At 73.1% G+C, this 18,145-nt stretch carries 16 protein-coding genes; 10 read left to right on the top strand and 6 right to left on the bottom strand.

Translation table 11 applies throughout. The features are described 5' to 3' along the window. Nucleotides 1–13 precede the first annotated feature (13 nt). Nucleotides 14–895 carry a LysR family transcriptional regulator gene (locus ACZ7LU_RS35045; RefSeq protein WP_471919049.1) on the bottom strand — a complete coding sequence of 294 codons (882 nt, stop codon included), beginning with the start codon at nucleotides 893–895 and terminating at the stop codon, nucleotides 14–16. Nucleotides 896–1,071: 176 nt separating this feature from the next. On the opposite strand from ACZ7LU_RS35045, the gene ACZ7LU_RS35040 reads away from it, so the two are divergent. From ACZ7LU_RS35040 to ACZ7LU_RS35005, 8 genes are all read left to right on the top strand, one after another. Continuing rightward, nucleotides 1,072–2,151, top strand: a complete 1,080-nt coding sequence (locus ACZ7LU_RS35040) for an EamA family transporter (protein WP_471919048.1) — start codon at nucleotides 1,072–1,074, stop codon at nucleotides 2,149–2,151. Nucleotides 2,152–2,264: 113 nt separating this feature from the next. Next, a complete protein-coding gene (locus ACZ7LU_RS35035; protein WP_471919047.1) occupies nucleotides 2,265–3,062 on the top strand; it encodes a TIGR03084 family metal-binding protein in 798 nt (265 codons plus the stop codon). A gap of 103 nt (nucleotides 3,063–3,165) precedes the next feature. Beyond that, nucleotides 3,166–4,845, top strand: coding sequence for an acyclic terpene utilization AtuA family protein (locus ACZ7LU_RS35030; RefSeq protein ID WP_471919092.1), 1,680 nt, complete (start codon nucleotides 3,166–3,168; stop codon nucleotides 4,843–4,845). Between the two features lie 16 nt (nucleotides 4,846–4,861). Then, complete coding sequence (locus ACZ7LU_RS35025; protein WP_471919046.1) at nucleotides 4,862–6,460, top strand: acyl-CoA carboxylase subunit beta; 1,599 nt, start codon at nucleotides 4,862–4,864, stop codon at nucleotides 6,458–6,460. 12 nt (nucleotides 6,461–6,472) lie between these two features. Further along, nucleotides 6,473–8,389, top strand: coding sequence for an acetyl/propionyl/methylcrotonyl-CoA carboxylase subunit alpha (locus tag ACZ7LU_RS35020; RefSeq protein ID WP_471919045.1), 1,917 nt, complete (start codon nucleotides 6,473–6,475; stop codon nucleotides 8,387–8,389). Continuing rightward, nucleotides 8,386–9,564, top strand: coding sequence for an acyl-CoA dehydrogenase family protein (locus tag ACZ7LU_RS35015; RefSeq protein ID WP_471919044.1), 1,179 nt, complete (start codon nucleotides 8,386–8,388; stop codon nucleotides 9,562–9,564). The genes ACZ7LU_RS35020 and ACZ7LU_RS35015 overlap by 4 nt, the downstream gene beginning before the upstream one ends. A gap of 11 nt (nucleotides 9,565–9,575) precedes the next feature. Then, nucleotides 9,576–10,310: an enoyl-CoA hydratase family protein gene (locus ACZ7LU_RS35010; RefSeq protein WP_468086976.1), complete on the top strand. Its 735-nt coding sequence runs from the start codon at nucleotides 9,576–9,578 to the stop codon at nucleotides 10,308–10,310. Further along, nucleotides 10,298–10,933, top strand: a complete 636-nt coding sequence (locus ACZ7LU_RS35005) for a TetR/AcrR family transcriptional regulator (RefSeq protein WP_398303080.1) — start codon at nucleotides 10,298–10,300, stop codon at nucleotides 10,931–10,933. The genes ACZ7LU_RS35010 and ACZ7LU_RS35005 overlap by 13 nt, the downstream gene beginning before the upstream one ends. Before the next feature lie 64 nt (nucleotides 10,934–10,997). Here the strand turns inward: ACZ7LU_RS35005 and ACZ7LU_RS35000 are convergent, their stop codons facing one another. After that, nucleotides 10,998–12,098 carry a citrate synthase 2 gene (locus ACZ7LU_RS35000; RefSeq protein ID WP_398303082.1) on the bottom strand — a complete coding sequence of 367 codons (1,101 nt, stop codon included), beginning with the start codon at nucleotides 12,096–12,098 and terminating at the stop codon, nucleotides 10,998–11,000. A 293-nt stretch (nucleotides 12,099–12,391) separates the two neighbouring features. Here ACZ7LU_RS35000 and pdxH point away from each other — a divergent pair, with 293 nt between their 5' ends. Then, entirely contained in the window at nucleotides 12,392–13,027 is a 636-nt protein-coding gene (gene pdxH, locus ACZ7LU_RS34995; RefSeq protein ID WP_468087482.1) for a pyridoxamine 5'-phosphate oxidase, read from the top strand. A gap of 89 nt (nucleotides 13,028–13,116) precedes the next feature. On the opposite strand, the gene ACZ7LU_RS34990 is transcribed toward pdxH, so the two are convergent. Continuing rightward, the gene (locus ACZ7LU_RS34990) at nucleotides 13,117–13,983 is read right to left on the bottom strand and encodes an alpha/beta fold hydrolase (RefSeq protein ID WP_398303084.1); all 867 of its coding nucleotides are present in this window, start codon (nucleotides 13,981–13,983) and stop codon (nucleotides 13,117–13,119) included. A gap of 608 nt (nucleotides 13,984–14,591) precedes the next feature. Next, nucleotides 14,592–15,284, bottom strand: a complete 693-nt coding sequence (locus tag ACZ7LU_RS34985) for a metal-dependent transcriptional regulator (RefSeq protein ID WP_398303086.1) — start codon at nucleotides 15,282–15,284, stop codon at nucleotides 14,592–14,594. Between the two features lie 160 nt (nucleotides 15,285–15,444). Here ACZ7LU_RS34985 and ACZ7LU_RS34980 point away from each other — a divergent pair, with 160 nt between their 5' ends. Then, nucleotides 15,445–16,221: an SIS domain-containing protein gene (locus ACZ7LU_RS34980; RefSeq protein ID WP_398303088.1), complete on the top strand. Its 777-nt coding sequence runs from the start codon at nucleotides 15,445–15,447 to the stop codon at nucleotides 16,219–16,221. A 1-nt stretch (nucleotide 16,222) separates the two neighbouring features. On the opposite strand, the gene ACZ7LU_RS34975 is transcribed toward ACZ7LU_RS34980, so the two are convergent. Together ACZ7LU_RS34975 and ACZ7LU_RS34970 are read right to left on the bottom strand one after the other, a co-directional pair. Then, nucleotides 16,223–17,434 carry a sensor histidine kinase gene (locus ACZ7LU_RS34975; protein WP_471919043.1) on the bottom strand — a complete coding sequence of 404 codons (1,212 nt, stop codon included), beginning with the start codon at nucleotides 17,432–17,434 and terminating at the stop codon, nucleotides 16,223–16,225. Then, nucleotides 17,431–18,099, bottom strand: a complete 669-nt coding sequence (locus tag ACZ7LU_RS34970) for a response regulator transcription factor (protein WP_398303092.1) — start codon at nucleotides 18,097–18,099, stop codon at nucleotides 17,431–17,433. The genes ACZ7LU_RS34975 and ACZ7LU_RS34970 overlap by 4 nt, the downstream gene beginning before the upstream one ends. Nucleotides 18,100–18,145: the final 46 nt, after the last annotated feature.

The following is an 18,145-nucleotide window of genomic DNA, read 5'->3' as shown; positions in this document are numbered from 1 at the left end:
GCCGGGGAGGCGGCTACCCCCGGGTGATCTCCCTGGCCAGCTCCACCAGTTCCCTCACGTACGGGTGTGGGGGCGGGCCGTCGCGCCAGGCCAGGGAGACCGGGAGGGGCGGGGCGTCCGTGAGGGGGACGTAGGCGACCGCCGGGTGCGGGTGCATGTCGGGGGTCGCCGTCGTCGTGACGCCCACCGCGCGGTCGGCGGCGATCGCGGCCAGCCAGTCGTCGGTGTTGGCCACGGTGACCGTGGACGTGGGGCGCGCGTCGGCGGGCCACAGGTCGAGCGTCGTGGTGCCGGAGACCGGGTTGAGGGCGATCGTGCGGTGCGCCAGGTCCGCGAGAGCCAGCGCGGCACGGTCCGCGAGAGGGCTGTCGGCGGGGACGGCGGCCACCCGGCGCTCCGTGTGGAGGAGCTCGGTGACCAGGCCGGGCGCGTCGACCGGCCCGCGCAGCAGCGCGACGTCGACTGCGCCACGGGTCAGCCCCGCCGTGCGGTCGTCGATGCGGAGGAGTTCCAGCGGGACGTCGGGGTGCGCCGCGCGCCAGCGGCGCAGCAGGGGCGTGGTGTAGGGGCCCGCCGCCGACCACGCGTGCCCGAGCCGCAGCGGTCGGCGCACCGAGCGGCCCGCGTCCAGCGCGTCCTCGAACGCGGCGACGGCGACCGCCGCCCGGTCCCGGAAATCCTGCCCCGCCGCGGTGAGCGTGAGGTGGTGCGTCGAACGGTCCACGAGCCGTACGCCGAGCGCGTCCTCCAGCGCGGCGAGCGTGCGGGACACGGCGGGCTGCGTGATGTGGAGGCGGGCGGCGGCGCGGGTGACGCTGCCCTCCTCGGCGACGGCGAGGAAACAGCGCAGGTGACGCACTTCGACGGCGCGCGTACCGGGCGGCGGATCGGTCATGTCCGCGGAGCATAACCGGAGCGCAATCGGTATTTCTCAAGCCGTGCCGGGCGCCGTAGCTTCGACATGTGGACGTGGTTTGCGTACAGCAGTGAAACGGCTCCACAATCCTGTCTTGGTGCACTACCTTGGCTGGCGTAGTGCAGGATACTGAACTTTTCGGGGAAGGGCTCGCCGTGAATGTCTCCCGCAGCGATCAGGCGGCACCCGAGGCGACCTCCCAGGGGGCGTCGGGCCACGGGGCGTCGGGGCTCCGCGGGCGCATCGGTTCGCTCGGCCCCGTCGGGCTCGTGCTCGCGGGCGGCATCTCCGTGCAGTTCGGCGGCGCGCTCGCCGTGAGCGTGATGCCGAGGGTCGGCGCGGTCGGCATCGTGGCGCTGCGGCTAGTCTTCGCCGCGCTCGTGCTGCTCGTCGTGTGCCGGCCGAAGGTGCGCGGGCACTCGCGGGCCGACTGGGGGACGGTCGTCGCGTTCGGCGTGGCCATGGCCGGGATGAACGGCCTCTTCTACCAGTCCGTCGCCCGCATCCCCATGGGCCCCGCCGTCACCCTCGAAGTCCTCGGCCCGCTCGCGCTCTCCGTCCTCGCCTCGCGCCGCGCCGTGAACGTGGTCTGGGCGGGGCTCGCCCTCTGCGGTGTCTTCCTGCTCGGCGGCGGGGGAGGCTTCGACGGCCTCGACCCGGTCGGTGTCGCGTACGCCCTGGGGGCCGGCGCGATGTGGGCGATATACATCCTCTTCAGCGCGCGCACCGGGCGGCGCTTCCCGCAGGCCGACGGTCTTGCCCTCGCGATGGCGGTCGCGGCGGTGCTCTTCCTGCCGCTCGGCGTCGCCGCGTCCGGGTCGCGCCTTGTCCAGCCGGGCACGCTGGCGCTCGGCGCGGCCGTGGCGGTGATGTCGTCCGTACTGCCGTACACCCTCGAACTCCTCGCCCTGCGGCGGCTGCCCGCGCACACCTTCGCGGTCCTGATGAGCCTGGAACCGGCCATCGCGTCCGTCGCCGGGTTCCTCGTCCTGAGCCAGGCCCTCTCCGCCGTCGAGGCCGTCGCCATCAGCCTGGTCATCGCGGCGAGCATGGGCGCGGTGCGGACGCAGGTGGGGCGGCGGCGGAGGCGTGTGGGTGCGGAGCCGGTGGCAGGGGCGGACCCGGTCGCGGGGGTGGATCCTGTTGCGGGGGTGGCCGCGGCGACCCCCGCCGACCCGGGCCCTGTCCACACCACCCCGGGCGCCGAACCCGTCGGGCGGCCGTCCGAAAAGTAATGCAAGCACGCTTGCTTGTTTCTATGAGCGCTGCCATGCTCCGAGGCACTTCCCTCAGCCCTTGACCTGGTTCGGGCAGGGGGGACCCGACCGTGCCCCGAGGGGAGCGTTCCGTGTCCGATGCCTTGCCCGTGCTCGACGACCTGCGCAGCGAGAGCGAGGAACTCGACCGCCTCGTGGCGGAGTTGAGCCAGGAGCGGTGGTCCCTCGCAACGCCCGCGCCCGGCTGGACCGTGGCCCATCAGATCGCGCACCTGACCTGGACGGACCGGGCCGCGCTGCTCGCCGCCACGGACCCGGACGCCTTCGCGGCGGAGGTCGAGAAGGCCGCGGCTGCACCCGACTCGTTCGTGGACGAGGGCGCGGAGGAAGGCGCCGCGCTGCCGCCCGCCGAGCTGCTCGCCCGCTGGCGGGCCGGGCGCGACGAGCTGTGGCAGGTCCTGAGCGAGGCCCCCGCCGGTACGCGCCTGCCCTGGTACGGGCCGCCCATGGCCGTCCCCTCCATGGCGACGGCGCGGCTCATGGAGACCTGGGCGCACGGCCAGGACGTGGCGGACGCGCTCGGCGTGACGCGGGCCGCGACGGACCGGCTGCGGCACGTGGCGCGGATCGGAGTGCGGGCACGTGACTTCGCCTTCGCCGTACGCGGACTGAGCGCCCCGGGCGAGGAGTTCCGGGTCGAACTGACCTCACCGGTGACGGACGAGGTGTGGTCGTACGGCCCGGAGGGCGCCGCGCAACGCGTGACCGGCCCGGCACTCGACTTCTGCCTGCTCGTCACCCGACGCGCCCACCGCGCCGACCTGTCCGTCAGGGCGGAGGGCCCCGACGCCGACCGCTGGCTCGACATCGCCCAGGCCTTCGCAGGCCCACCCGGCCCCGGCCGCCCCCGGAAGACCCCGGCCCAGTGACCCCACCCGGCCGTCCGACGAAGGGACCCGGACAGTGACCGTACGACCCCGACCTCTCCGTGTCGGCAATGGCTCCGGTTTCTACGGGGACCGGTTCGATGCCATGCGCGAGATGCTCACCGGTGGGGAACTCGATGTCCTCACCGGGGACTATCTCGCCGAGTTGACCATGCTCATCCTCGGGCGGGACCGGCTCAAGGATCCGGGGCGCGGGTATGCCAAGACCTTTCTGCGGCAGCTGGAGGAGTGTCTCGGGCTCGCCCGGGAGCGGGGCGTGCGGATCGTGGTCAATGCGGGTGGGCTCAATCCGGGCGGACTCGCCGAGGCCGTGAGGGAGTTGGCCGGGCGGCTCGGGCTCGGGGAGACGCGGGTCGCGCACGTCGAGGGCGACGACCTCGGCGCCCGCTTCCCCGGCGCGCTGACCGCCAACGCCTACCTCGGCGGCGCCGGCATCGCCGCGTGCCTCAACGCGGGCGCCGACGTCGTCGTCACCGGGCGCGTCACCGACGCCGCCCTGGTCACCGGGCCCGCCGCCGCGCACTTCGGGTGGGGGCCGACGGAGTACGACCGGCTCGCGGGTGCCGTCGTCGCCGGGCATGTGCTGGAGTGCGGTGCGCAGGCCACGGGGGGCAATTACGCCTTCTTCGCCGAGCACGGGGCGGACGGCCTGCGTCATCCCGGATACCCGCTCGCCGAGATCCACGAGGACGGCTCGTGCGTCATCACCAAGCACGACGGCACCGGCGGCTTCGTCGACGTCGGGACCGTCACCGCGCAGCTCCTGTACGAGACGCAGGGCGCCCGGTACGCCGGGCCCGATGTGACCGCCCGCCTCGACACCGTCACCCTCACCCAGGCAGGCCCCGACCGCGTCCGGATCGACGGCGTGCGCGGTGAGGCACCGCCCCCGACCCTCAAGGCGGGCCTCAACCGACTCGGCGGGTTCCGCAACGAAGTCGTCTTCGTGCTCACCGGGCTCGACATCGACGCCAAGGCCGCCCTCGTCCGTTCCCAGATCGAGGACGCCCTCGACCGTGCCAAGTCCCGCCCCGCGCACGTCCGGTGGGAGCTCGCCCGCACCGACCGCGAGGACGCGCCCACCGAGGAGAGCGCCAGCGCCCTGCTCCGCCTCGTCGTGCGCGACACCGACGCCGACACGGTCGGCCGCACCCTCAGCGGCGCCGCCATCGAGCTGGCCCTCGCCAGCTATCCCGGTTTCCATGTCACGGCACCGCCCGGAAAGGGCTCGCCCTACGGGGTCTTCGAGGCGGCGTACGTCGACCGGGACAGCGTCCAGCACGTGGCGGTCCTGCCGGACGGGGAGCGGCGCCCGATCCCGTCCGGCGCCGACACCCTCGTACGGGAAGACACCCTCGTACCGGAAGACCGCCCCGTACCTGAAGACCTCGATCCGCCCCCGCCCCCGCTCCCCGCGCCCCTCCCGCCCGGCCCCACCCGCCGCGCCCCCCTCGGCCTCGTCGCCGGGGCCCGCAGCGGCGACAAGGGAGGCGACGCGAACATCGGCGTGTGGGTGCGCACCGACGACGCGTGGCGGTGGCTCGCCCACGAGCTGACGGTGGACCGGCTGCGCGAACTCCTGCCGGAGACCGCGGGGCTGCACGTCACCCGCCACGACCTGCCCAACCTGCGCGCCCTGAACTTCGTCGTCGAGGGGCTGCTCGGCGAGGGCGTGGCCGCGCAGGCCCGCTTCGACCCGCAGGCCAAGGGCCTCGGCGAGTGGCTGCGCGCCCGCCACCTGGACATACCGGAGGTACTGCTGTGACACAGGAGGTACTGCTGTGACCGTCCTCGCCTCCGCGCTCGACCCCGCGAGCGCCGAATACGCCGAGCACCGGCAGGTCATGCTGGACCGGCTCGCCGAGCTCGACGCCGAACAGGCCAAGGCGCTGGAAGGGGGCGGGGAGAAGTACGTCCAGCGGCACCGCAAGCGCGGCAAGCTGCTCGCCAGGGAGCGGATCGAGCTGCTCCTCGACCCGGACACGCCCTTCCTGGAGCTGTCGCCGCTCGCCGCCTGGGGCAGCGACTATCCCGTCGGCGCGTCCATGGTCACCGGCATCGGCGTCGTCGAGGGCGTGGAGTGTCTGATCACCGCCAATGATCCGACCGTGCGGGGCGGCGCCTCCAATCCCTGGACGCTGAAGAAGGCCTTCCGGGCGCACGAGATCGGGCACGCGAACCGGCTGCCCTCCATCCACCTCGTGGAGTCCGGAGGCGCCGACCTGCCCTCCCAGAAGGAGATCTTCATCCCGGGCGGCGCCCTCTTCAAACACCTCACGCAGTCCTCGGCGGCCGGGATTCCGACGATCGCCGTCGTCTTCGGGAACTCGACCGCCGGAGGCGCGTACGTCCCCGGCATGAGCGACCACGTGATCATGGTCAAGGAGCGCGCGAAGGTCTTCCTCGGCGGGCCGCCGCTGGTGAAGATGGCGACCGGCGAGGAGAGCGACGACGAGTCGCTGGGCGGCGCCGAGATGCACGCCCGCACCTCCGGCCTCGCCGACCACCTCGCCGAGGACGAGCGGGACGCGCTCCGCCAGGCCCGCCGCGTCGTGTCGCGCCTCAACTGGCGCAAGGCGTACGCCGATCCGGGCCCCGCCGAGCCGCCCAAGTACGACGAGGACGAACTCCTCGGCATCGTCCCCGGCGACCTGAAGAAGCCCTTCGACCCGCGCGAGGTCATCGCCCGCGTCGTCGACGGCTCCGACTTCGACGAGTTCAAGCCGCTGTACGGCAGTTCCCTCGTCACCGGGTGGGCCGCCCTGCACGGCTATCCCGTCGGCATCCTCGCCAACGCGCAGGGGGTGCTGTTCAGCGAGGAGTCGCAGAAGGCCGCACAGTTCATCCAGTTGGCCAACCAGCGCGACATCCCGCTGGTCTTCCTGCACAACACCACCGGCTACATGGTCGGCAAGGAGTACGAGCAGGGCGGCATCATCAAGCACGGCGCGATGATGATCAACGCGGTCAGCAACTCGCGCGTGCCGCACCTGTCGGTGCTCGTGGGGGCGAGTTACGGCGCCGGGCACTACGGCATGTGCGGGCGCGCCTACGACCCGCGCTTCCTCTTCGCCTGGCCGAGCGCCAAGTCCGCCGTCATGGGCCCGCAGCAGCTCGCGGGCGTCCTGTCGATCGTGGCGCGCGCCTCCGCAGCCGCCAAGGGACAGCCGTACGACGACGAGGCCGACGCCGGGCTCCGCGCCATGGTGGAGCAGCAGATCGAGGCCGAGTCGCTGCCGATGTTCCTGTCCGGGCGGCTCTACGACGACGGGGTCATCGACCCGCGCGACACCCGCACCGTCCTCGGTCTGTGCCTGTCCGCGATCCACACCGCCCCCTACGAGGGCGCACGCGGCGGCTTCGGCGTCTTCCGGATGTGAGGAGAACACCCCATGATTTCCACCCTGCTGGTGGCCAACCGGGGCGAGATCGCCTGCCGCGTCTTCCGCACCTGCCGCGATCTCGGCATCACCACGGTCGCCGTGCACTCCGACGCCGACGCGGGCGCCCTGCACGTACGCGAGGCCGACACGGCGGTACGGCTGCCGGGGGCGGCGCCCTCCGAGACGTATCTGCGCGGCGACCTCGTCGTGAAGGCCGCGCAGGCCGCGGGCGCCGACGCGGTCCACCCCGGCTACGGCTTCCTCTCCGAGAACGCCGACTTCGCGCGGGCCGTCCTCGCCGCGGGCCTCACCTGGATCGGTCCGCCGCCCGCCGCGATCGAGGCGATGGCGTCCAAGACGCGCGCCAAGGAACTGATGGGCGTCGAACCGCTCGGCGACGTCACCGAGGCCGACCTGCCCGTCCTCGTCAAGGCTGCGGCGGGCGGCGGCGGGCGCGGCATGCGCGTCGTACGGGACATCGCCGATCTGCCGGGGGAGCTGGCGGCCGCCCGGGCCGAGGCCGCCAGTGCCTTCGGCGACGGGGAGGTGTTCGTCGAGCCGTACGTCGAGGGCGGCCGGCACGTCGAGGTGCAGATCATGGCGGACGCGCACGGCACCGTGTGGCCGCTCGGCACCCGCGACTGCTCCCTCCAGCGCCGCCACCAGAAGGTCATCGAGGAGTCCCCGGCCCCCGGCCTCACGCCGGAACTGGTCGCAGAGCTGCACGCGCAGGCCGTGCGCGCCGCCCGCGTCACCGATTACCGCGGCGCGGGCACCGTCGAATTCCTGGTGGCCGGAGGGCGAGCGCACTTCCTGGAGATGAACACCCGGCTCCAGGTGGAACACCCGGTCACCGAGGCCGTATTCGGCATCGACCTCGTGGCGCTGCAGATCCGGATCGCCGAAGGCCTCGCCCTGGAGAAGGACCCGCCGGCCGCGCACGGCCACGCCGTCGAGGCCCGCCTCTACGCCGAGGACCCGGCCGCCGACTGGGCCCCGCAGACCGGCACCCTGCACCGCATCGACGTGCCCGGCGGCGTACGCCTCGACACCGGGTACACCGCGGGCGACACCATCGGCGTGCACTACGACGCGATGCTCGCCAAGGCCGTCGCGTACGCGCCGACGCGCGCCGAGGCCGTGCGCAAACTGGCGGGCGCCCTGGAACGCGCCGCCGTCCACGGCCCCGTGACCAACCGTGACCTGCTCGTACGCTCCCTGCGGCACCCCGAGTTCACCGAGGGCCGCATGGACACCGGCTTCTACGACCGGCACGCCGCCGCGCTCACCGCCCCGGCGCCCGACCCGCACGCCCCGCTGGCCGCCGCCCTCGCCGACGCGCACGGCCGCTCCCGGTTCGGCGGCTGGCGCAACCTCCGCTCCCAGCCCCACCTCAAGCGCTACCGCACCGAGCCTGACGGCACCGAGCACGAGGTGCGCTACCACCACACCCGGCAGGGGCCGGCCGCCGACGGCGTGACCGTGATCGACGTGCGCCCCGGACTCGTGGTCCTCGAAGTGGACGGCGTGCGGCGGCAGTACAGGGTCCACCGGTACGGAGACCGCGTGCACGTCGGCACACCCGACGGGGACACCGCCCTCACCCCGCTGCCGCTGCTCCCCGAACCGGCCGCCCGCCGCGCGCCCGGCTCGCTGCTCGCCCCGATGCCCGGCACCGTCGTCCGCGTCGCCGAGGGGCTCGCCGAAGGGCAGCCGGTTGCGGCCGGACAGCCCCTCGTCTGGCTGGAGGCCATGAAGATGGAGCACCGCATCTACGCCCCCGCCGCCGGAACGCTCACCGCCCTGCACGCCGTGCCCGGCCGCCAGGTCGAGGTCGGCACGCTGCTCGCCGTCGTCCAAGCCGCAGCCCAGGCCACCGGCCAAGCCGCCGCCCAAGCCGCCGTCCCGGAGGAGAACGCCTCATGAGCACCGCTCGCAGCACCGTCCTCGAAACCGCTGAGCACCAGGCCCTGCGCGCCGCCGTCGCCGCGCTCGGCAAGCGGTACGGCCGCGACTACCTGGCCCGCGTCGCGGGCGCCGGCGGCCACCCCGACGAGCTGTGGGCGGACGCCGCCAAGCTCGGCTACCTGGGCGTCAACCTGCCCGAGGAGTACGGGGGAGGGGGCGGCGGCATCGCGGAACTCTCCATCGTCCTAGAGGAGTTGGGTGCCGCAGGCTGTCCGCTCCTCATGATGGTCGTCTCGCCCGCGATCTGCGGCACCGTCATCGCCCGCTTCGGCACCGAGGAGCAGAAGCGGGCCTGGCTGCCCGGCCTCGCCGACGGCTCCCGCACCATGGCGTTCGGGATCACCGAGCCCGACGCGGGCTCCAACTCCCACCGCATCACCACCACGGCCCGCCGCGACCCCGACTCCGGCGACTGGCTCCTGTCCGGCCGCAAGGTGTTCATCTCCGGCGTCGACATCGCCGACGCGACACTCATCGTGGGCCGTACGTCCGACGCGCGGACCGGCAACCTGAAACCGTGCCTGTTCATCGTCCCGCGCGACGCCCCGGGCTTCGGGCGACGGCAGATCGACATGGAACTCCAGGCCGCCGAGAAGCAGTTCGAGCTGACCCTCGACGATGTGCGGCTGCCCGCCGACGCGCTCGTCGGCGACGAGGACGCGGGGCTCCTCCAGCTCTTCGCGGGCCTCAACCCCGAGCGCATCATGACCGCCGCGTTCGCACTCGGCATGGGCCGGTACGCGCTGTCCCGCGCCGTCGAGTACGCCAAGGAACGCAGCGTGTGGAAGTCCCCGATCGGTGCCCACCAGGCCATCGCGCACCCCCTCGCCCAGTCCCACGTCGAGATCGAACTCGCCCGCCTGATGATGCAGAAGGCCGCCAGGCTCTACGACGAGGGCGACGACGTCGGCGCGGGCGAGGCCGCCAACATGGCCAAGCTCGCCGCCGCCGACGCCTGCGTGAAGGCCGTCGACCAGTCCGTGCACACGCTGGGCGGGAACGGCCTGACGAAGGAGTTCGGCCTCGCCTCGCTGATCGTCGCGTCCCGCGTGGCGCGGATCGCCCCGGTGAGCCGGGAGATGATCCTCAACTACGTCTCGCACCAGACGCTCGGCCTGCCCAAGTCCTACTGAGGAGCGCTCCCGTGAGTCTTTCCGTCTCTTCACCGGTGCGGGGCATCACCACCGTCACGCTGGACGCGCCCGAGCGGCGCAACGCGCTCTCGGCGGAGCTGGTGGGCGCCCTGGCCGAGGCGCTCGGCGACCTCGGCGAGGACCGCGACACGCGCGCGGTCCTCCTCACCCACACCGGCACGACGTTCTGCTCGGGCGCCGACCTGAAGGCGCCGCCCGACCCGCGGGACTTCGTGGCGCTGCTCCGGCAGCTCGTGGCGCTCCCCAAGCCGGTCGCCGCGCGGGTGGACGGGCATGTGCGGGCGGGCGGGCTCGGGCTGCTCGGCGCCTGCGACGTGGCGGTCGCGGGCCCGGGGGCGACGTTCGCGTTCACGGAGGTGCACATCGGCGTCGCCCCCGCCGTGATCTCCCTGCCCCTGCTGCCCCGCCTCGACCCGAGCGCCGCGTCCCGCTACTACCTCACCGGGGAGCGCTTCGACGCGGCGGAGGCGGCCAGGACCGGCCTGGTCACGGTGGCCGCGGCCGACGTCGACGCCGCACTGGAACCGCTGCTCGACGGGTTCCGCGCGGCGGCGCCGGGCGCCCTGGCCGAGACGAAGAAGCTGCTCACGGCTAGGGTGCTCGACGCATTCGACGACCAATCGGACGCCCTCACGGCCCTGTCCGCGCGGCTCTTCGGCTCCGCCGAGGCGCGCGACGGCATGACGGCGTTCCTCGAACGACGGGAGCGCCCATGGGTGCTGTGACCGCCGACGACCGCGCGCCCCGGCAGGAGCGTGCCGCGAAGCAGGAGCGTGCGCCGAAGCAGGACCGCAGCCGCGCGACGCGGCAGAAACTCCTGGAGGCGGCGGTGTCCTGCCTCGCCGAGCACGGCTGGGCGGGCTCCACGGTCTCGGTGGTCGCCGAGCGGGCGGGCGTCTCGCGGGGCGCGGCTCAGCACCATTTCCCCACCCGGGAGGACCTGTTCACAGCGGCCGTCGAGTACGTCGCCGAACAGCGCTCCACGGCGTTGCGCGCCCTGCCCGCCCAGGACAGGGCGTCCGTGGTCGCCGCCCTCGTCGACCTCTACACCGGTCCGCTCTTCCGCGCGGCGCTCCACCTGTGGGTCGCCGCGTCGAACGAGCCGCAGCTCGGCTCCCGCGTCACGGAACTGGAATCCCGCGTGGGCCGCGAGACGCACCGCATCGCGGTGGAGCTGCTCGACGCCGACGAGTCCCGCCCCGGCGTCCGCGAGACGATCCAGGGCCTCCTGGACATGGCGCGGGGCCTGGGCCTCGCGAACCTGCTGACGGACGACGGGACGAGACGGGAGCGGGTGGTGGCGCAGTGGACGGTGCTGGTGGAGGAGGCGTTGAGGACGAAGGATTGAGCCCCTCCGGCGATCGGGGAGCGGGGTCCGGGGCAGAGCCCCGGGACGTCAGCACACGGTGCCGTCAGCGGGCGATCTCGTCGTACCCCTCGATGGCCTGCGGGGAGCGGCTGCCGGGCCCGGTGTAGCGGGCGGAAGGCCGGACGAGCCGTCCCGTCCGCTTCTGCTCCAGGATGTGCGCCGACCAGCCCGCGGTCCGCGCGCACGTGAACATCGACGTGAACATGTGCGCCGGCACCTCGGCGAAGTCGAGGACGATCGCCGCCCAGAACTCCACGTTCGTGGCGAGGACACGGTCGGGCCTGCGGGCGTGCAGCTCGTCGAGGGCCGCCTTCTCCAGGGCCTCGGCGACCTCGAAGCGGGGCGCGCCCAGCTCACGGGCGGTGCGCCGCAGCACGCGCGCGCGGGGGTCCTCGGCCCGGTACACCCGGTGCCCGAAGCCCATCAGCCGCTCGCCCTTGTCCAGGGCCTGCTTCACGTACGCGACCGCGTCGCCCGTGCGCTCGATCTCCTCGATCATGCCGAGGACGCGGGAGGGCGCACCGCCGTGCAGCGGGCCGGACATCGCGCCGACGGCCCCGCTCAGCGCCGCCGCCACGTCCGCGCCGGTGGAGGCGATGACGCGGGCGGTGAACGTGGACGCGTTCATGCCGTGCTCGGCGGCCGACGTCCAGTACGCGTCGACGGCCTGCACGTGCTTGGGGTCGGGCTCGCCGCGCCAGCGCTTCATGAACCGCTCGACGACCGTCCCTGCCTTGTCGATCTCCCGCTGCGGAACCATCGGCAGACCCTGCCCGCGGGCCGACTGGGCGACGTACGAGAGGGCCATGACGGCGGCGCGCGCCAGGTCCTCGCGGGCCTGCTCCTCGCTGATGTCGAGCAGCGGCCGCAGGCCCCAGACGGGCGCGAGCATCGCCAGGGCGGACTGGACGTCGACGCGGATGTCACCGGAGTGCACCGGGATCGGGAAGGGCTCGGCGGGCGGCAGACCGGGGTTGAAGGCGCCGTCGACGAGCAGGCCCCACACGTTCCCGAAGGAGACGTGGCCGACCAGGTCCTCGATGTCGACGCCGCGGTAGCGCAGGGCGCCGCCTTCCTTGTCCGGTTCGGCGATCTCCGTCTCGAACGCGACGACTCCTTCAAGACCAGGTACGAAGTCGGACATCAGGCGGCTCCTCGTGATGGGTTCGACATGATGGTGGCGAGAGAGGCGGCTTCGGCGACTCGCGGACCGGAACGTATCCCGGTGATGCCCCGTGAGGCCGGCGGTCACCCAACCGATACGGCAGAGGGACGATATCCCTTGGTGCCACCTTTGGCGATGGAATGCGGCACTCAGTGCCACACGTCACCTCTCCGTGGCGCCACGTGCCTCTTCGGGCAGCCCTGTGTTCAAGGCTCATACGGCAAGATGACCGCGTGACCGACTCCAGTGCTCCTCTTCCGGAACCGGCTGACATGCGTGAGCAGTACGTCACCGGAGGGCTCTCCGAGGCCGAGCTGCCGGCCGCGCCCATGGACCAGTTCGCTCTCTGGTTCAAGGAGGCGGCACGCGACAAGGACGCCGTCCCGGAGCCGAACGCCATGGTCGTCTCGACCGCCGACGAGGCGGGCCGGCCCAGCTCCCGCACGGTGCTCCTGAAGGGCTTCGACGAGCGGGGCTTCGTCTTCTACACCAACTACGGCTCCCGCAAGGCCCGCGAGCTCGCCGCCAATCCGCACGTCTCGCTGCTCTTCCCCTGGCACGCCGTGGCCCGCCAGGTGATCGTCTCCGGCACCGCGGAGCGCGTCGGGCGCGAGGAGACGGTCGCGTACTTCCGCACCCGCCCGCACGGCTCCCAGCTCGGCGCCTGGGCCAGCGCCCAGTCCTCCGTGCTCGCCTCGCGCGCCGAACTGGACCGCGCCTACGCCGACCTGGCGGCCCGTTACCCGGAGGGCGAGCAGGTCCCGGTGCCGCCGGACTGGGGCGGCTTCCGGGTGAGACCGCAGGCGGTGGAGTTCTGGCAGGGCCGCGTGGACAGACTCCACGACCGCTTGCGGTACGTGCGCACGGAGGACGGCACCGGGTGGCGCATCGAGCGGCTGAGCCCGTAGATGTCAGCCCGTCCGGCGTTTGAGGACGAGTAGGCCGAAGGCCACGATTGACGGCGCCGCACACGCCGGGCACCGCACGGGGCACCACGTCACCCGCCGGCCAGGACCCCGTCCAGAAACGGTTCCACCGCGGCGCGCCACGCGTCCGGCTGGTCGTAGTGCACGAGGTGCCCCGCGTCGGCCACTTCGGCGTACTCCCCGCGGGGCAGTACGCGGACCATCTCCTGGGACTCGGCCCTGCCGAGCTCGCCGTCCTGGCCGCGCACGACGAGCGCGGGGCAGCGGACCTGGATGAGCTCCTCCCAATGCGCGTCGTGCACCCACGTCTCGCGGGAGCTGAGCATCTGGGCGCGGTCGAAGACGGGCCGCCAGCCGTCCGGGCCCTCGGCCATCACCTCGGCGAAGAACTCACCGCGCGCGGGGTTCGGGCGCTCCACCCAGGGGTCGTCCTCGCCGAACCACTTGCGTACGTCGGCGAGGGTCGCGAACGGCACCGGCCAGGACTTGAACCAGTCCTCCCAGTCGCGCTGGGACGCGGCCCCGAGGGCGGAGGCCCGCATGTCGCAGATGACGAGGCCCTGGACGAGGTCGGGGCGGCGCGCGGCGAGCTGCCAGGCGGTGAGGGCGCCCATGGAGTGGCCGATGAGGACGGCGGGGGCGAGGCCGAGCTGGACGAGGGCGGCCTCGGCGTCGTCCACATAGGCGTCGCGGGTGTAGGGGCCGTCGGCGGGCTTCTCGCTCCTGCCGTGGCCGCGCTGGTCGAGTGCGACCGCGCGGTGCCGCTCGGCGAGCCAGCGGGCGGTGCCCGCCCAGTGCGAGGCGCGGCCCATCAGGCCGTGCAGCAACAGCACCCCGCCGGACGCTCCCTCGGCCTCCCTGAGCTTGGGAGGGTCGGCGTACTCCCAGGCGGCGAGGCGTACGCCACCCGCACCCGTCACGTCGATGCGCCGCACCATGGTTCCTGGCACCCCCCTTGGTTCCGCTCGGGTTTCACGCCTGGTCCTGCTTCACACCCCCGCACGCTATCGAACTCCCTTTCGAAATCGGCCGGTTCGCCGATAACACCCCACCTTCGGGTGACCACGCTCAAGGATTGACCGGCGCGGCCGAGGGGAGATCTTCATCGGGAGGCGGGCCGCTCGGGGAGTTCGGTCCGAGGGGAATGACCCTGAGAGCTCGGGGCTCCGGGTCAGCACAGGGGAGGACAGGCCCCGGCGCTCTTGAGCGCCGGGGCCCTCGCCTTGCTCGCGCTCACCAGACGGGCACATCCTCCAGCCCCCTCTCCGGCCGACCGGCCAGACCTGGCGCCGACACGGTCAAGAGCCCTCAGGTCATATGCCTCTCGCGACAGCCTCGCACGCAAAACGCTCGGGCGCTGCGATTCCGCACACTGAATCTTGGACTCCGCAAAATCGCGTGGAGACCATGAAGAACCGTCAACTACCTCATCCGCAACGGAAGTTGACCTCAGCGCGGCGACCGGGCCCGAGAGCCCGGCGACCGGCGGTGCCGAGAGCCCGGCGACCGGCGGTGCCGAGAGGTCGGTGCCCGGTGGCGGACGGCCTCAGCGCTTGGCGACGAAGACGTGCGACGCGACCTCCGTGGTGAGCTCCGCGGCCTCGCCGCTGCTGCCCACCAGGACACCGCCCGCCGACTCCGTCACGCTCACCACGGAGCCCGGCTGCACGCCGGCCCGCCGCAGCGTGTACATCAGCTGCGCGTCCGTCTGGATCGGCTCGCCGATGCGGCGCACCACGACCGTCTTGCCCTCGGAGCCCGGGTCGAGCTCCGTCAGGGAGACCATGCCCTCGTCCAGGAACGGGTCCGCGCCGTCCTTCTCGCCCAGCTCCTCCAGGCCCGGGATCGGGTTCCCGTACGGAGACTCGGTGGGGTGGCGCAGGAGCTCAAGGACGCGGCGCTCCACCGCCTCGCTCATCACGTGCTCCCAGCGGCAGGCCTCGGCGTGCACCTGCTCCCACTCGAGACCGATCACGTCGACGAGCAGGCACTCCGCGAGGCGGTGCTTGCGCATCACGCGGGTGGCCAGGCGGCGGCCCTCCTCGGTCAGCTCCAGGTGCCGGTCGCTGGCGACCGCCACCAGGCCGTCGCGCTCCATGCGCGCCACGGTCTGGCTCACCGTCGGTCCGCTCTGGTCGAGCCGCTCCGCGATCCGGGCGCGCATGGGGACCACACCTTCCTCCTCCAGCTCGAGGATGGTGCGCAAATACATCTCAGTGGTGTCAATCAGCCCCGACATGGGTGCCCCTCAGAATTCGCTCGTGCGCTGGCCCTGCCCTCAATTCTGACGCATACCACTGACAACCGTGCCGCGCCGGTGGAATTCCCGCCCAGTACCGGCCTGTGAGGGCCTGCGACGGTGTTGACAGGGCACTGGTCCAGACCGCAACGTGATGCGAATGAGCTCGAAGAGCGAGAGCAAGAGCGAGAGCAAGTCGGCAGGTCAGTACTTCGACGCCGCGATCGGACTGCTCCAGAGGGTCCGCGACGAAGAGTCCGGGAATGTGGCGGAGGCCGGCACGCTGCTCGCCGACGCGGTCGAGGCCGGCGGCCGCCTCTTCGCCTTCGGCGCCGGGCACTCCTCCCTCGCCGCGCAGGACGTCGTCTACCGCGCGGGCGGCCTCGCCCTCGTCAACCTCCTCGCCGTGCCCGGCGTGGTCGGCGTCGACGTGATGCCCGCCACCCTCGGCTCCGCCCTGGAGCGGGTCGACGGCCTCGCGGGCGCCGTCCTCGACTCCTCGCCGGCCCGCCCCGGCGACGTACTCGTGATCGTCTCGCTCTCCGGGCGGAACTCGCTGCCGGTCGAGATGGCCATGAACGCCCGGGCGCTCGGCCTGAAGGTCATCGGCGTCACCTCGGTGGCGTACGCGACGGAGACCAGGTCGCGGCACGTCTCGGGCACCTTCCTGAAGGACCACTGCGACGTGGTGGTCGACTCCAAGATCGGCGTCGGTGACGCGGAGCTGTCCCTCGACGGGGTCGACGCCCCCTTCGGGCCCGCCTCCAGCGTCGTCACCAACGCGCTGATGCAGGCCATGACCGCCGCGGCCGTCGAGCAGCTCGCCGAGCGCGGCATCCAGCCGCCACTCCTCAGGTCGGGGAACGTGGACGGCGGCCACGACTGGAACGGCCGCGTCTTCCAGGAGTACGGGGACCGGATCTTCTACCGGCACTGAGTCACCCACCGGCCACCGCGGCGCCCGGGAAGCCCACCCGCACGGTGAGGCCGCCGCCCCGCCGGTTCGCCTCCGCCGACACCTCCGCGCCGTGCGCCCGCGCGATCGCCGCCACGATGGACAGGCCGAGACCCGCGCCCTCACCACGCCCGTGCGTGCGTTCGGCGAGGCGCCGGAAGGGCTCGAAGAGCTGCGGGACGGTGTCCGGCGGGACCTCCGGGCCCGTGTTGGCGACCTCCAGCGTGCCGTCGCCGGTGACGAGGACGCTCACCCGGCCCTCCGGCGTGTTGTACCGCACCGCGTTCGCCACCAGGTTGTGGACCAGCCGGTCGAGCAGCACCCCGTCACCCGCCACGGTCAGCGGCTCCGCCCGCACGGACACCGTGACGCCGCGCCCGGCGGCCTCCTCGGCCAGGCCGTCCGCGACGGCGTGCGCGAGGACATCCACCGCGACGGGCTCGCGCCGCTCCAGGCCCTGCTCCGACGCGGCGAGCAGCAGCAGCCCCTCGATGAGGTGCTCGCTGTCGTCGGCGACGGAGATCAGCTTCGTACGGATCCGCGCCACGCGCTCCGCGTCCGGCTCCCCGGCGAGACCGATCTCGGCGGCCGCCCGCTGCACCGCGAGCGGGGTGCGCAGCTCGTGCGCCGCGTTGGCCGCGAACCGCTGCTGCGCGCCGACGAGCCGCTCCATCCGGTCCAGCATCTCGTCGAACGTGTCGGCGAGGTGCTTCAGCTCGCCCGGCGGCGCGTCCAGCGCGATCCGCTCGTGCAGGTTGGCCCCCGAGAGGCGGCGCGCGGTCTCCGCGATGACCGACACCGGGCGCAGCACCCGGCCCGCCATCCACCAGGCGAGGGCGATCGACAGGACGGCGTAGACGGTGAGGACGATCACCGAGACGCTGAGGAGGCGGTTGAGCGCGGCCTCTCCCGCGAGGTCGCTGATCTTCGTCACGACGAGGCCCTTGTCGAGGTCGACCGGTACGCCCTCCATGCGCCGGGCGGGCACCGCCGAGGCCGCGGGCAACGGGCCGGTGTTCCAGGGCGGGACCGGGCCGCGCGGCACCGCCGTGGTCACCGCCGTACTGATCGACGTGTACAGGCCCTGCTGCACGAGCAGGTACACGAGCCCTGTCAGGAGCGCCCCGGCCAGCACGAGCAGCCCGCCGTACAGGGCGGTCAGCCGGGCCCGCTCGCCGCCGGCCGTCACCTTCACAGGGACTGCCCCGCGATCCGGTACCCGGCCCCCGGCACCGTCTCCACCACCGGCGGCTCGCCCAGCTTCGCGCGGAGCTTGGAGAGGGTGACGCGGACCGCGTTGGTGCGGTAGCTGGTGTCCTCCTCCCACACCTGCTCGATCAGGTCATCGCCGCTGACCACCGCGCCGTCCGCCCGCAGCAGGGCCTCCAGGACCGCGAACTCCTTGCGGGACAGCGTCAGATGGCGGCCGTCCCTGCTGGCCTGGCGGCGCGCGGTGTCCAGGACGAGACCGGCCCGCTCGATCACCGGCGGCAGCGCGGGGCGCGCGCGTCGGCCGAGCGCGAGGACCCGGGCGAGCAGTTCGTCGTACGCGAACGGCTTGGTCAGATAGTCGTCCGCGCCGAGGCCCAGACCCGCCACGCGGTCACGCACCGTGCCCGAAGCCGTCAGCATCAGCACCCGGGTCAGCAGGCGCTGCCGGACGACCCGGCGGCACACCTCGTCGCCGTGCACGCCCGGCAGATCGCGGTCGAGGATCAGCACGTCGTACTCGCCGAGCTGCAGTTTCCGCAGCGCGGTCAGTCCGTCGGCCGCGACGTCGACGGCGAGCGCGTCGCGGCGCAGCCCGTCGGCGATCATCTCGGCCAGGAATTCCTCGTCCTCCACCAGCAGTACGCGCATGCCGCCCTGTGTACCCGAGAGTGACCTTTCGCCGGTGTAAGCGTCT

This window comes from Streptomyces sp. NPDC039462 (assembly GCF_055639375.1).
Note: the sequence above shows the minus strand (reverse complement) of the source record. Positions and strands in the feature narration are given on the sequence as shown.